General features: G+C 73.6%; 14 protein-coding genes and 1 tRNA gene. 8 read left to right on the forward strand and 7 right to left on the reverse strand.

Annotated elements, in window-relative coordinates; translation table 11 throughout:
• The first annotated feature begins 82 nt into the window (after positions 1–82).
• Positions 83–1,234, forward strand: a complete 1,152-nt coding sequence (locus tag VMI11_09125; GenBank protein ID HTY72570.1) for a CaiB/BaiF CoA-transferase family protein — start codon at positions 83–85, stop codon at positions 1,232–1,234.
• Between the two features lie 7 nt (positions 1,235–1,241).
• Here the strand turns inward: VMI11_09125 and npdG are convergent, their stop codons facing one another.
• The gene (gene npdG / locus VMI11_09130) at positions 1,242–1,910 is read right to left on the reverse strand and encodes an NADPH-dependent F420 reductase (protein HTY72571.1); all 669 of its coding nucleotides are present in this window, start codon (positions 1,908–1,910) and stop codon (positions 1,242–1,244) included.
• 110 nt (positions 1,911–2,020) lie between these two features.
• On the opposite strand from npdG, the gene VMI11_09135 reads away from it, so the two are divergent.
• Together VMI11_09135 and VMI11_09140 are read left to right on the forward strand one after the other, a co-directional pair.
• Positions 2,021–3,175 (forward strand): acyl-CoA dehydrogenase family protein, encoded by a 1,155-nt coding sequence (locus VMI11_09135; GenBank protein ID HTY72572.1) that lies wholly within the window; start codon positions 2,021–2,023, stop codon positions 3,173–3,175.
• 10 nt (positions 3,176–3,185) lie between these two features.
• Complete coding sequence (locus VMI11_09140) at positions 3,186–4,007, forward strand: acyl-CoA thioesterase domain-containing protein (GenBank protein HTY72573.1); 822 nt, start codon at positions 3,186–3,188, stop codon at positions 4,005–4,007.
• A gap of 148 nt (positions 4,008–4,155) precedes the next feature.
• On the opposite strand, the gene VMI11_09145 is transcribed toward VMI11_09140, so the two are convergent.
• Positions 4,156–4,245 (reverse strand) — tRNA-Ser (locus VMI11_09145).
• Between the two features lie 64 nt (positions 4,246–4,309).
• On the opposite strand from VMI11_09145, the gene VMI11_09150 reads away from it, so the two are divergent.
• Both VMI11_09150 and rpiA read left to right on the forward strand, forming a co-directional pair.
• The gene (locus VMI11_09150; protein ID HTY72574.1) at positions 4,310–4,972 is read left to right on the forward strand and encodes a GNAT family N-acetyltransferase; all 663 of its coding nucleotides are present in this window, start codon (positions 4,310–4,312) and stop codon (positions 4,970–4,972) included.
• 5 nt (positions 4,973–4,977) lie between these two features.
• Positions 4,978–5,691 (forward strand): ribose-5-phosphate isomerase RpiA, encoded by a 714-nt coding sequence (gene rpiA, locus VMI11_09155; protein ID HTY72575.1) that lies wholly within the window; start codon positions 4,978–4,980, stop codon positions 5,689–5,691.
• An 81-nt stretch (positions 5,692–5,772) separates the two neighbouring features.
• On the opposite strand, the gene VMI11_09160 is transcribed toward rpiA, so the two are convergent.
• The 4 genes from VMI11_09160 to VMI11_09175 all read right to left on the reverse strand — a co-directional run bounded on the left by VMI11_09160 (position 5,773) and on the right by VMI11_09175 (position 9,667).
• Positions 5,773–7,053, reverse strand: coding sequence for a class I SAM-dependent methyltransferase (locus VMI11_09160; protein ID HTY72576.1), 1,281 nt, complete (start codon positions 7,051–7,053; stop codon positions 5,773–5,775).
• 7 nt (positions 7,054–7,060) lie between these two features.
• The gene (locus VMI11_09165; protein ID HTY72577.1) at positions 7,061–8,428 is read right to left on the reverse strand and encodes an FAD-binding oxidoreductase; all 1,368 of its coding nucleotides are present in this window, start codon (positions 8,426–8,428) and stop codon (positions 7,061–7,063) included.
• Entirely contained in the window at positions 8,425–8,676 is a 252-nt protein-coding gene (locus VMI11_09170; GenBank protein HTY72578.1) for a hypothetical protein, read from the reverse strand. Before VMI11_09170 ends, VMI11_09165 begins: the two co-directional genes overlap by 4 nt.
• 94 nt (positions 8,677–8,770) lie before the next feature.
• Positions 8,771–9,667, reverse strand: a complete 897-nt coding sequence (locus tag VMI11_09175; GenBank protein ID HTY72579.1) for a phenylalanine 4-monooxygenase — start codon at positions 9,665–9,667, stop codon at positions 8,771–8,773.
• Positions 9,668–9,811: 144 nt separating this feature from the next.
• On the opposite strand from VMI11_09175, the gene VMI11_09180 reads away from it, so the two are divergent.
• The 3 genes from VMI11_09180 (at position 9,812) to VMI11_09190 (ending at position 13,030) form a co-directional block, all read left to right on the forward strand.
• Entirely contained in the window at positions 9,812–10,396 is a 585-nt protein-coding gene (locus VMI11_09180) for an NTP transferase domain-containing protein (protein ID HTY72580.1), read from the forward strand.
• Positions 10,393–12,378: an FUSC family protein gene (locus VMI11_09185; GenBank protein HTY72581.1), complete on the forward strand. Its 1,986-nt coding sequence runs from the start codon at positions 10,393–10,395 to the stop codon at positions 12,376–12,378. Before VMI11_09180 ends, VMI11_09185 begins: the two co-directional genes overlap by 4 nt.
• Positions 12,379–12,670: 292 nt before the next feature.
• A complete protein-coding gene (locus VMI11_09190) occupies positions 12,671–13,030 on the forward strand; it encodes a DUF3817 domain-containing protein (GenBank protein HTY72582.1) in 360 nt (119 codons plus the stop codon).
• Here the strand turns inward: VMI11_09190 and VMI11_09195 are convergent.
• Entirely contained in the window at positions 12,954–13,748 is a 795-nt protein-coding gene (locus tag VMI11_09195; GenBank protein HTY72583.1) for an SURF1 family protein, read from the reverse strand. The two genes, VMI11_09190 and VMI11_09195, sit on opposite strands and share 77 nt — an antisense overlap.
• Positions 13,749–13,809: the final 61 nt, after the last annotated feature.

Raw genomic sequence — 13,809 nt, forward strand, 5'->3', positions numbered from 1 at the left:
GGGCAGTCTCGCAGCCGCCCCGCGCGGGCGACGGCGCGGGGTTGGCATGATCGGGCGGAGGACACCCGCACACGAGGAGCCCATGCCTGCGACCGACTCGCCCACGCCCCAGGGGCCGCTGCGCGGCGTGCGGGTGATCGAGCTCGCGGGCATCGGACCGGGACCGTTCGCGGCGATGGTGCTCGCCGACCTCGGCGCGAGCGTGCTGCGGATCGACCGCCCGGGCCCCCAGCCCATCGAGCCCGAGGGTGCCGTCATCAACCGCGGTCGGCGCTCCGCCGTCCTGGACCTCAAGCACCCGAGGGCCGTCGACGCCCTCCTGCGCCTCGCGGACCGGGCCGACGTCCTGCTCGAAGGCCTGCGCCCCGGGGTGACGGAACGCCTCGGCATCGGACCGGACACCTGCCTCGACCGCAACCCGCGCCTGGTCTACGCCCGGATGACCGGCTGGGGCCAGGACGGGCCGATGGCCCTGCGGGCCGGCCACGACCTCGGCTACATCGCCCGCGCGGGCGCCCTGCACGGCTTCGGCCGGGCGGGCGGACCGCCGCAGTTCCCGGGCAACCTGCTCGGGGACTTCGGCGCCGGCGGGATGCTCGCCGCGCTCGGCATCTGCGCCGCCCTGGTCGAGCGCGGGTCGTCAGGCCGAGGTCAGGTCGTGGACGCCGCCATCGTCGACGGCGTCGCATCCCTGCTCACCATGCCGTTGATGCTGCTCGCACAGGGGCACTGGCTCGACGAGCGCGGTGTCAACCTCCTCGACGGCGGCGTCCCCTGGTACGACGTCTACCAGACCGCCGACGACGAGTGGGTCGCCGTCGCCGCCCTGGAGCCGCCGTTCTACGCGGCGCTGCTGGCCGGCCTCGGGCTGGCGGACGTCCCTGACCGGGCAGACCCCGCGAACTGGCCCGAGTTGCGCCGCCGCTTCGCCGAGCGCTTCCGGGAGCGCACCCGCGAGGAGTGGGCCGGCCTGTTCGCCGGCACCGACGCGTGCGTGGAGCCGGTGCTGTCACTCACCGAGGCGACCCGGGACGAGCACCTGCTGGCCAGGGGCACCTACGTGCTGCGCGACGGCACGCCCGAACCCGCCCCCGCGCCCCGCTTCTCCCGCACCCCTGGGGTCCTGTCCTCCCCGCCGCCGCTCCCTGGCGAGCACACCAGGGAGGCGCTCACCGACTGGGGTCTCGGCGACGTCGAGGACCTGATCGCCGACGGGGCCGCGGTCCAGGCCTGACCGGGGCTCAGTGCCCGTCGACGCCGACGACGCGGATCCCGGAGCGGGTCTTGTACTTCTTGTTGATGTTGATCAGAGCAGCGGTCAGCGGCTCGAGCTGGCGCGCCAGCCGCAGCGAGCCGGCATCGATGCCCGCCCGTCCGGTCACCGACCGCGCGAGCTCGATGGCGACGGCCTTCGCCTGCTCGTCGTCGCCGCACACGAGCACGTCCTCGTGGTCGAGCAGCTCGGCCTCGCCCCACAGGCTGACCGCCGAGAGGTGGTGGAAGGCGCCGACCAGCCGGGCGCTCGGCACGATGCGCTGCGCCTCCTCGGCGGCGCTGCCGTCGGGGACCGGCAGGCCGTACGAGCCCTGCTTGTCGAAGCCCAACGGGTTGACGCAGCTGATGACGACCTTGCCGGCCAGCACCTCGGCAAGCGAGGCCACCAGCTCGTCGTGGCCGGCATAGGGGACGGCGATGAGCGCGACCTCGGCCTCCGCGACCGCCACGGCGTTGGCCGCCCCCGTCACCGCCGCCGACCCGTCGAGCCGCTCGTTGATCTGCGCGGCCGTCTCCTCGGCGCGCTCGGCGGCGCGCGAGCCGATCACCACCCGGTGGCCCGCCCGGGCGAAGCGGTAGGCGAGCCCCTTGCCCTGCGGGCCGGTCCCGCCCACGACCGCGACGTACTGGCCCACCGACGCCTCCTCGGCTCGCTCCGCCCCTGGATGGACGCAGCATGGCAGCCGGTGAGGGACCGCCTCCGACCGGGTGCGGCGGCTAGAGTCGCGGACAGGGAGGCGCGGCGGTGAAGCGAGGGCTCTTCGAGGCGGACCACGAGGTCTTCCGCGACGTGGTGCGCGAGTTCGTGGCCCGCGAGGTCCTGCCCCACCAGGAGCGCTGGGACCGCGAGCACATCATCGACCGCTCGACCTGGCTCGCGGCGGGCAAGCAGGGCGTCATCGGGCTGCCGGTCCCCGAGCGGTACGGCGGTGTCGGGACCGACGACTTCCGCTTCCGCTGCGTCGTCGCCGAGGAGCTCGCCCGGGTCGGCGCGTCCTCGCTCAGCTCGGGCTTCGGCCTGCAGGACGACATCGCGCTGCCGTACCTCACCGACCTCGGGACCGAGGAACAGCGCGCCCGGTGGCTGCCCGGGGTTGCCTCCGGCGAGCTGATCCTCGCCATCGCGATGACCGAGCCGGGCGCGGGCAGCGACCTGCAGGGTGTGCGGACCACGGCGAGGCGCGACGGCGACGAGTGGGTGATCAACGGCAGCAAGACGTTCATCACCAACGGCATCCACTCCGACCTGGTCATCGTCGTGGCGCGGACCGACGCCGGCGCCGGCGCCCGCGGCTTCAGCCTGCTCGCCGTCGAGCGCGGGACCCCCGGCTTCAGCCGTGGGCGACAGCTCGAGAAGCTCGGCCTGGTCGCGCAGGACACCGCGGAGCTGTTCTTCGACGAGGTGCGCGTCCCGGCCGCGAACCTGCTCGGGACGGAGGGCTCCGGTTTCGTCCATCTCATGGAGCGACTGCCACGGGAACGCATGTCGATCGCCTACGCCGGCCTCGCGGGCGCCCGGGCGGCGCTGGACTGGACGGTGGCCTACACCCGCGAGCGCAGTGCGTTCGGGCGGCCGCTCGCGGCGTACCAGAACACCCAGTTCGAGCTGGCCGAGCTGGTGACCGAGGTGGACGTCCTCGAGGCCTTCATGGACAAGGCGGTGCTGGAGCTCAACGACGGCACCCTGACCGCGGTGGACGCGGCGAAGGCGAAGCTGTGGGCGACCGAGGTCCAGGGGCGGGTGGTCGACCGCTGCCTGCAGCTGTTCGGCGGGTACGGCTACATGCTCGAGTACCCCATCGCGAGGGCCTGGGCCGATGCGCGCGTGCAGCGGATCTACGGCGGGACGTCGGAGATCATGAAGACGATCATCGCCCGCGACCTCACCGGGCTGCGTTAGCCGCGACGCGATGAGCGAGACGCCCGCCGATCACGAGACCGGCTTGCTCGATCTGCTCGACCTCGAGCAGATCGAGGAGGACCTGTTCCGCGCGAACTTCCTCGTCCAGGAGGAGTTCGCGCTCTATGGCGGACAGGTCGCCGCGCAGGCGCTCCTCGCGGCGGGGAGCACCGTCGACCGCGAGCGCCAGCCGCACTCCCTGCACGGCTACTTCCTGCGCGGCGGCGACCCCCTGCGGCCCACCGTGTTCCAGGTGTTCCGGGACCGCGACGGCGGGTCGTACTCGGCCCGGCGGGTCATCGCGATCCAGCAGGGGGCGGTCATCTTCAACATGGCCTGCTCGTTCCACCGGCCCGAGGAGAGCCCGAGCTGGCAGGTCGAGCAGCTGCCGGCCACGGCGCCGCCGGACGGGCTCGAGCCGGGTCGCTTCCACCGACTCTTCTCGGTGGAGCACCGGATGCCCGAGCAGCCGTACGACCGGGGCTGGCCGACCCGCTTCTGGGCGCGTGTCAGCGTGCCGCTGCCCGACGACCCGCTGATCCACGCCTGCGCGCTGACCTACCTGTCGGACGTCTCGACCGGCGTCCTGCCGGCCGAGGACGGCTCGGCGGGACCGGGGTCGAGCATCGACCACGCGGTGTGGTTCCACCGCCCGGTCGACATGACGGACTGGACGCTGACCGAGTACCACCCGCGGATCGCGACTGGCGGTCGCGGCTGGTACACCGGCTCGGTGTTCACCGCCGACGGGACGCTGGTGGCCAGCCTCACCCAGGAGGCGCTCTTCCGCGGCGGGCGGCCCGCCTGGGACCGGAGACCTACGACCGGCTGACCCCGGCGCGTCGCGCTCGGCTCGAAGCGTCACCTGACAACCGGCCCGGCCTCCCTGCGGACAGCCAGCGTCACCCGACAAGCAGCGTCAGCCGACAACCAGCCCACTCCCGAGCCGCGACCCGTCGGGCAACCCGCAGCCACAACAGCGGAGGCGGAGGGATTTGAACCCTCGATGGGCTTTAGACCCAAACCGCATTAGCAGTGCGGCGCCATAGACCGGACTAGGCGACGCCTCCCCGCGGCCTCCCGACCGCCCGGACAGGGTACCGAGGCGTTCCGGGGACGGGCAAAGTACGTCCGGTGGGAAGCGCGACGACCTCCGGCGATGGGGCAGGTCGGCACGGGCGCGACGTACGTCCGCCTGACGTCGCGCCGGTCGACGTCGTCGCGGTCGGCGCCGACGGGTGGGCGCGGCTCGAGGCGTTCTTCGGGCCCTCGGGGGCGTACTCGCACTGCTGGTGCACCTGGTGGCGGCAGCCGTCGGCGGCCTTCGACGCCGGGTGCAGGGACGGCGGGGCGGGCAACCGCGCGCTGCTCGAGTCGCTGGTGCGGGCCGGCCGCGAGCCCGGGCTGGTCGCCCTCGAGTCGGGGGCGCCGGTGGGGTGGGTGAGCGTCGCGCCGCGAACGGAGTACGTCCGGCTGGCTCGCTCGCCGTTGCTGCGCGGTACCGGCGACCTCGCCGACGACGGGGTCTGGGCGCTGCCGTGCTTCTGGGTCCCGCGCGCGCACCGCGGCCGCGGCGTGGCCTCGACGCTGCTGGCGGCGGCGGTGGACCACGCGAAGGCGCGCGGCGCCCGGGTGCTCGAGGCTTACCCGGTTGCGGCCGCGGGTCGGCTGGCCGCAGCGGAGGCGTACACGGGGACCGTCACCCTGTTCTCGCGTTTCGGCTTCCGCGTGGTGCGACGGCCGCCGACCGGACGACGCGTGGTGGTGCGCCGTGACCTCGGCGAGGCCCTACGGTGACGGGCATGGCGGACCTCGACGCCGTGACGTCGGCCAAGAAGGCGGCGGCGGACTACGCCGTCGACACCTTCGTGGCTTCGGGGATGCGGGTCGGGCTCGGTACCGGCTCGACCGCGGTCTGGGCCGTCCGCCGGGTCGGGGAGCGGTTCGCGTCGGGGGCGCTCGCCGACGTGCTCGCCGTACCGACGTCGGAGGCGACCGCGGCGGAGGCGGCGCGGTGCGGCGTACCGCTGACCTCCCTGGACGACCACCCGGTCCTCGACGTGACCATCGACGGCGCCGACGAGGTCGACCCCGAGCTGGACTGCATCAAGGGCGGCGGCGGGGCGCACCTGCGGGAGAAGCTCGTCGCGCAGGCGAGCCGGCGGCTGGTGATCGTGGTCGACGACTCCAAGCGGGTGCCCGTGCTCGGGACGGCGTTCCCGCTGCCGGTCGAGGTGGTGCGCATGGCGCGCGTACCGGAGACGCTGTACGTGCGCTCGCTCGGCTTCGACGTGACGTGGCGCCGACGCGACGGGGCGCCCTTCGTGACCGACGAGGGCAACTGGATCCTCGACGTGGCCACCGGCCCGATCCTCGACAAGGACGGGCTGCTCGACCGGTTGCTGCGACGAGCCGGCGTCGTCGAGGTCGGCCTGTTCCTCGGGATGGCCTCCGACCTGGTCGTCGCCCACCCCGGCCGCGACGTCGAGCACCTGACCCGAGCCCCGAGCACCTGACCCGCCCCTCCCTTCCGAATGAACGCGGCGTTCAGTCGGACCTATTGGAGGAATGCCGCGTTCATTCGAAAACGGCGGGGGTCAGAACCAGGGGCGGAGGGGGACGCCGGCTTGGCCGGGGGGGAACTCGGGGGCGGCCTTGCCGATCTTGCCGCCCGGCTCGCAGCGGACGGCCAGCACCTGGTGGAGCTCGATGCGGCGGGTGTCGAAGCCGAGTCGCGACGCCGCCATGTACAGCCGCCACACCCGGGCCTTGGCGATGCCGACCTCGCGCACCGCCTCCTCCCAGTGCTCCTCGAGGTTGGCGCCCCAGTCGCGCAGCGTCAGCGCATAGTGCTCGCGCAGGTTCTCCTCGTGGCGCACCTCGAAGCCGTTGTCCTGGATGGCCGAGATGATCGTGCCGACGCCCTCGAGCTCACCGTCGGGGAACACGTAGCGGTTGATGAAGCCGCCCGCGGTGTTCTTCTCCTTGGTCGTGGGCCGAGTGATGCAGTGGTTGAGCAGGCGGCCCTCGGGACGCAGCCGGGACGCGAGGAAGGAGACGTACGACGGCAGGTTCGCCAGCCCGATGTGCTCGGTGAGCCCGATCGAGGAGATGGCGTCGAAGCGCTGCTCCGGGACGTCCCGGTAGTCGAGGTAGCGCACCTCCGCGAGGTCCTTCAGCCCGGCCTCGTGGATCGCGTCCTGGGCCCACTCGGCCTGCCGCTCGGACAAGGTGACGCCGAGGGCCCTCACGCCGTACTCCCGGGCAGCGTGGATGACCATGCCGCCCCAGCCGCAGCCGACGTCGAGCAGCGTCATCCCCGGCTCGAGGCCGAGCTTTCGCGCGACGAGGTCGAACTTCTCGTACTGCGCCTCCTCGAGGCTGGCCTCCGCCTTCGGGTAGCACGCGCAGGTGTACGCCATCGAGGGGCCGAGCACCCAGCGATAGAAGCGGTTAGAGACGTCGTAGTGGTGCGAGATGGCCTCGGCGTCACCGCGCCGGGAGTGGCGCCGGACGAGACGGGACCGTACGTGCTCCTCGCGCGGCAACGGCGGCCGCCGGAAGGCGCTCACCCCGCCCGCGGCCTTGACCACCTCCGTGCGCTGCGCCCACGAGAGGTCCCCGATCTGGCCCTCCGTCAGCAGCTTGAGCGCGGTGTACATGTCGCCGTGCACCTCCAGATGCCCAGTGACGTACGCCCGCGCGAGGCCGAGGTCCCCCGGCGAGGTGATGATGTAGCGCAGCGCCAGCGGCGAGCGCACCTCCAAGGTGATGGCCGCGTCCTCGGGTCCGGACCGTGAGCCGTCGTACGCCGTGAACGCCACCGACCCGCCGGCCGCGCCGCCGATGACCCGCTCGAAGACCTCCGCCAACCCCATCGCTGCTCTACCTCCGTCTCACGGTCTTCTCGTAGAGGTCGAGGAGCCGCCCATCCGGGTCGTAGTCCTTCTTGACCAGGTGGTAGCCCTCGCCGTTGTACGTCGCCCAGAACTCCTCTTCCGGATAGAACGCCGTCGAGTACAGCGACTTGTGGCCCCCGAGCTCGGCGACCTTCTCCTCGATGCGGCGGTTGTGGAAGCCCTCGACCTGTCCGGGCGGCAGGTCGACGGCGGACCAGAAGCCGACGTTGGTCCAGGTGACGTCGTGGTCGATGTCGAACAGGGTCCACGACGGTGAGCCAGCCCGCGCGCGCATCGGGCAGACCCAGACCGGGCTGATGCGGATCTCGCGGTGGAAGAACTCCAGGAACTCGGGCAGGCGCTGGACCGGCACCTCGACGTCTTGCACCACCGGCTCCTGCGCGGGCCGTCCGAGCCGGGCGTCCAGCCGCGCCTTCCACTGGTGGCGTCGCTCGAAGCCGATCACCTTCCAGTAGACGTCAGAGCGCAGGAACCGCTTGGGCACCAGCGGACGTACCCACGGCTTCTGCACCTGCAGGGCGCGGGAGCACCAGAACCAGTCGGTGTCCCAGCGCCAGAGGTAGTCGCGGACCCTCAGGTGGTCGACCGCCTTCGCCTGGATGGAGCGGTAGTAGATGCGGTTACCCGTGTAGTCGGACACCGCCGGGACGCGCTGCGCCCACGAGCCGACGCTCAGGTACATCTCGCGCGGCCCGAACACCGTGCCGTCGAGGAAGTCGACGGCCGAACCGGCGTACGTGCGCTGCGCGACCGCCGACGCGACCGCGTCGGCGAACGCGTCCGCGTCCTCGAAGCGGTGGTGGTGCAGCTCGACGTAAGGGTGGACCTGCTCCAGGTCGATGCGCAGCCGCAGGGCGTACCCGAGCGTGCCGTAGGAGTTCGGGAACGCCCGGAACAGCTCCGCGTGCTCGTTGGTCGGCGAAGCCGTCACGACGCGTCCGTCCCCGGTGAGCACGTCCATCTCCAGGACCGACTCGTGGGGGAAGCCGCTGCGAAACGACGTCGACTCGATCCCGACGCCGGCGACCGCACCGCCGAGGGTGATGGTCTTCAGCTCGGGGACGACCAGCGGCATGAAGCCGTACGGCAGCAGCGCGTCGACCAGGTGCTCGTAGGTCGTCATCCCCAGGACGTCCGCGGTACGCCGTTCCGGGTCGACCGAGAGCACTCCGTCGAAGCCGGTGACGTCCAGCCGAGGCACGGTGTCGGAGGTGCGCGTCCGGAACAGGTTCGAGGTCCGCTTCGCGAGGCGTACCGGCTCGCCGGGCGGGATGGCGGCGTACTGCGCCTGCAGGTCCCTGACCCGGCCGGCGTAGTCGACGGTCGCGCTCATCGCGGCGGCCTCGGCGCGCGCAGCGGGCGCTGGCCGCCCGGTTGCTGCGGCGGCTTCATGACGCGCAGGCCGATGGCGACCATGACGCCGGCGATGACGAGGTCGGACACGACGACGAGCCAGGACAGCCCCTTGATCGCCTGCGCGATCGCGAGCCCGACGGTCAGCACGGCCATGACGAAGAACACGGGCGCGAGGTAGCGCTGCCGCGAGGGCTCCTGCGGCGGGGGCTTCGGGGCGGCGCTCACGACTCGAGCCTACCGAGGCGACGCCCTCGCCACCCCGGTGCTCCTCACCTCCGCGGCGATGACCGGCCCGGCGCCGCCGACGGCGCGGGCACGGTCAGGCGCTGGGCACCGCCGCGCGCTGCAGGCGCGCGACCGCGTCGTCGTCCACGCCGGCGAAGAAGCCGCCCACGACGTCCTCGACGTGGGCGAAGGAGTCCGCGCAGAACAGCACCGGCTGGTAGTGGGTGATGTCGTAGGTCTGCACCCCCATCCGCGCGACCTCCAGCGGGCGCAGGTGGGCGGCACGGAACTCCTGGATCTCCCCGTAGCTGGACAGCAGCCCGGCGCCGTACGTCTTCACGCCGTCGGGCTCGCGCAGCACCCCGAACTCCAGGGAGAACCAGAACACCTTGGAGACGAACTCCAGCGCCTCCGCCGACTCGACGCGGCGCGCGGCCTCCCCCGCCACCTGGTAGAGCGCGGCGAAGCGCGGTGACGCCAGGCAGTTCGCGTGCCCCACCACCTCGTGCACGACGTCGGGCTCCGGGGTGTACAGCGGGACCGAGTGGTGGCGGATGTACTGCGTGGAGTGGAACACCCGGTCGGCCAGCGAGCCGTAGAAGACGAGGAGGGGGACCAGGCCGGCCGCGGGGACGTACCGGAATCCGGTGAGCGGCTGCAGCAGATCGCTCACCTCGTCGAGCTGCGGGACGTGGTCCTCCGGCAGCCGCAGCGCCGCTTTGCCCTCGAGGTACTCCCGGCAGGCCAGCGTCTCGTGCAGCTCGTGCAGGTGCGCGCACGCCACCCGCCACACCTCGTGCTCCTCGTCGGTGTACTCGGCGTGCGGGATCGGGTCACCGGGGCGCCACGCCAGGGCGAGGGCCGCGATCGCGTTGCGGCGGGAGCGGTACACCGGGTCGGTCGCGCCCGGGTGGTCGGCGGCGAGGTGCACCTCGACGTCGCCGTCGGCGCTGCGGGTGACCGGCGCGTACAGCTGGGCTTCCTCGAACATGGCCCCTCCCGGGTGACGGCGGGACGAACGACGCCGTTCCGGGTCACGGCGACGGCGCCGTAGGACCAGCGTGGCACATCCGCGCCCCGTCGGCGCTGACCTGCCCGGGGGATAGGCCGCCGATCCGTGCAGCACGATAGGCCGGTGGGGCGGATCGGGATCCTCGTCGTGGCCGGCGGAGCGGGCCGACGGGCGGGGGGCGTCGACAAGGCGCTGCTTGCGCTGGACGGGCGGCCGTTGCTGGCGCACGTCCTCGACTCGGTACGGGCGGCCGAGCAGGCTCGGCCCTCCGACGAGGTGGAGGCCGTGGTCGTCGGCCCGCGGCGGGACGGCTTCGCTGGCGTTCGCTGGGCCCAGGAGTCCCCGCCCGGCGGCGGCCCGCTGGCCGCCGTCGCGGCGGGCGAGGCCGTGCTGACGGCAGACGTGTCCACGGTGCTGGTCCTGGGCGGGGACATGCCGTACGTCTCTCGCGCCGTCCCCGCGCTGCTGGCCGCGCTCGACGAGGGCCCCGCCGCGGCGGTCCTCGTCGCGGGGCAGCCGCAGCCGCTCGCCAGCGCGTGGCGGCGAGCCGCGCTCGCCACGGCTCTTGACGAGCTCGCTCCGCCGGAGGGCGTACCGCTGCGCCGTCTCCTCGACCGGGTCGACGCCGCCGCCGTGCCCGACCTCGACGGCGCGAGCGCCGACGTCGACGCCCTGGCGGACCTCGACGGCCCCGAGGCGGTGCAGTGAGCCAGGTCGAGCACCACGTGCGGCCGCTGCTGCATCTGGAGCGGCGGGTGCTCGACCCTGCGGTGGCCGTCCGGCACGGCCTGGTGGTGGCGCTGGCCCTGGCCCTCGGCTTCGCCTTCGACGAGCCGAAGCTCGGCTTCACCGCCGCGATGGGCGCGCTGCAGCTGGGCTTCTACGACAACCGCGAGCCGTACCTCGCGCGGCTGGAGACGATGGCTGCGGTGACGCTCGCCCTGGCGGTGGCGGCGGTGATCGGTACCCAGGCCCGGCACACGCCCACGGTCACCGTCGTCACGGTGGGAGTCGCCTTCGTCGGCGGGCTGATGACCGCGATCGGGCCGAATGCAGCGCTGGCCGGGCTGCACTCCACGGTGTTGGTCCTCGTGTTCTCCTCGGTGAGCGGCATCGGTGCCCTGGTCGTCGGCGGCGGGGTGCTGCTCGGCGGGGCGGTCCAGGCGCTGGTGTCCCTGGTCGGGTGGCCGGTGCACCCGTACCGCCCCGAGGAGCGAGCCCTCGTCGCCGCCTGGGAGGCCCTCGCCGACTTCGGCCGCCACGGGGACGACGAGCGCGACCGCGCCGCGATGGTGGCCCTGTCGGATGCCGGGACGACCCTGGCGCTGAGCTCGGCGCGAGGCGCGGCGGGGCAGCGGCTGCGCGGCCTGCTGGACCGCGGTGACGGGCTGCGGCTCGAACTGGTGGCCCTCGGCCGGCGCGCGGGGGAGGGGGCGGCCCGGCTGCGGGAGATGACGGGGGCGGCGGTGACCGGGCTCGCCGAGGCCCTGGTGGGACCGTCGGCCGACCGCGCGGCACGGGCCGAGATGGCGCTCGACCGTTTCCGAGCGGCTGTCGCGGGCACGCCGGCCGAGGCCGCGCTGCCGCCGGTACGTCTCACCGCCGTCGAGCGCGAGCTGTACGAGACCGCCGCGCTGATGGATCCGGGGTGGCAGGCGGACGCGCGTACCCCGCCGCTGCGGCGTCGGCACGGTCCGTCGGACGGCTGGCGAGCCCTGCGGGCGGCGGCGACGCCCGGATCGGCGCTGTTCCGGCATGCCGCCCGGCTCGCCCTGGCCGTCCTCATCGCGGACCTGGTCGCGGGTGGCTTCGGCCTGAGCCGGGGGTACTGGGTCGCGATGACCGTCGCCGTCGTCCTGCGCCCGGACTACAGCTCGACCCTCCAGCGCGGGGTGGGTCGCGTGGCGGGCACGCTCGCCGGTGTGCTCCTCGCGTGGGGCTGCGTCAGCCTGGTGGGGTCCGACCGCGGCTGGCTGGTCGTCCTGGTCGGCGCCTTCGCGTGCGCGACCTTCCTGCTCATGAAGGCGAACTTCGTCCTCGGGGCCGCCTCGCTGACCGCGCTGATCTCCTGCCTGCTCGAGGTGGAGGGCCAGCCGCTGAGCCAGACCGCCCCCGCCCGCCTGGTGGACACGGTCATCGGTGGGGCCATCGCCGTGGCGGTCTACCTCCTGTGGCCGACCTGGCAGGGAAGCGACCTGGCCGAGGTCGCCGCGCAGTCGGTGGACGCCAGCCGGGCGTGGGCGTCGAGCATCTTCGGTGCGCTCGCCGAGCGGGGGACGTACACCGCTGCGACGATCCGCGAGCTCGGGTCACGGGCGCGGGAGACGCGCGCCGAGGCCGAGATGGCCGTCGACGGTGCCCAGGGCGAGCCGCACCGGGGGCAGGTGCCGCTGGCGACCGTCGCCGCGGTGGTGGCTGCGAACCGTCGGCTCAACCGGGCGCTGGTGTCGCTGGAGGTGGTGGCCAAGGCGCCGACCCAGGACCGGCCGCGGCTGCTGGTGGCCGGCGCCGAGCTGGACCGGGCGCTGGCCGCGGTCGCAGCCCGGCTGCGGGCCACGACGGGCGTCCTGAGCCCGACCGGCTACGACGCGGTCGTCCGCGTGGACCAGGCCGCCCGGGACGACCCGATCACGGTCGAGGTCGGCCGAGCGCTGGACGCCGCCAGCGGTCTGCTCGACCTCACCCGCTGAGCCTCGGGGTGGCGGGCGATGGGCTCGCCGGCGCCGGCGAGGTGCCGCTGACTGGGGGGCGCGTGCGGTGGGCTCTCGCGGTGCCTGACGAAGTGCGCACTGCCTGGCGAGGTGTCAGACGAAACGGGCGGCCCCGCGCCCCAGACGTCTGACAGGTGTCGCGCCCGCGAGCGCGGCTGGCAGGTGCAGGGCAACGGGTGCGGGAGCCGGTGGCTGAGGCAGGTTGCGATACTGGTCCGACGCCGCCTCGGGCCGACGTACGGCCCGTCCCTCATCCCCCTGGGGTCGCCCCGTGTCCGCCATCGACCCGGTCGAGACGCCGTCCGACGCGCCGAGGCTGCCCCTCGACCTGCGCGTGTACCGCGTGCTGGCCTACATCACCGGTGTGCTGCTGGTGATCCTCATCTTCGTCGGCATCCCGCTGAAGTACCTCGGCTCGATTCCGGAGGTCGACGCGGTCGTCGGCGTCGCGCACGGCGTGCTGTTCTTCCCGGCCTACATCCTGGCGACGCTGGTGGTGGGCTACCGCCGCAACTGGTCGATCATCAAGATCGTGATCGTCGCGGCGTGCGGGGTCATCCCGTTCGGGTCGTTCGTGGCCGAGCACCGGGTGGTGCAGGAGGAGCATCGGCGCGCAGCCGCTCCCGCCTGACCGCGGTCACCCACATCCACACCGCGGCGAGCGCGAAGAACCACCACTCGAAGGTGTACGCCAGGCTCTGCACCGACCACCGGATGCCGGGCCTCGGCGGCGGGGGGGCGGGTACGGCCGCCAGCGTCGAGCTCGGCGTCTGAGCCGCGAGGCCGACGTAGCCGTCGACGAGCCGGTAGGGCATCAGCGACAGCAGGGGGGCGGTGGAGATCGTCGCGACTTGTCCGGCGGGGAGCACCGCCGGCAGGTCCGCCGCACCTACCGGCGCGTCCGGATCCTCGGCGGGGGCCAGCCACCCGTGGACGTCCACCGGCCCGGCCGGCACGCTGGGCGCGCTGCTCGGCCGACCGGGCACCCAGCCGCGCAGGACGACGACGGCGTGGCCGCCGAGCCCGGGTACGCCGAGCAGGGGCGTCAGCACGTACGAGCCGTCCCGGCCGTCGAGGCTGCGACCAGGCACGAGGACCTGGTGGGCGGCGTCGTAGCGACCGGCTGCGGTCACTGCGCGCGCCGGCGTACCCGCGGGGACGGCGAGGGACGGGCCCAGGGCCTGCGCGACCGGGACCGGTGGCGCCTTCGTCAGGTCGACCGCGTGCGGGGTGTCCCGTGTCCGGGCGCGGTGCCACTGCCACGACCCCAGGCCGATGAACGCCGCGATGGCGAGCAGCGTCGCGATGCTGCCCGCGACCCAACGCGGGGTGCCCAGGAACCGGTACACCTCGACAACGCTAAGCCCACCTCAGTGACGCCTCACCCCCCTGCCTGCTCTAGGCCCCCCT

It is taken from the genome of Actinomycetes bacterium, assembly GCA_035506535.1.
Classification (GTDB): Bacteria; Actinomycetota; Actinomycetes; order DATJPE01; family DATJPE01; genus DATJPE01.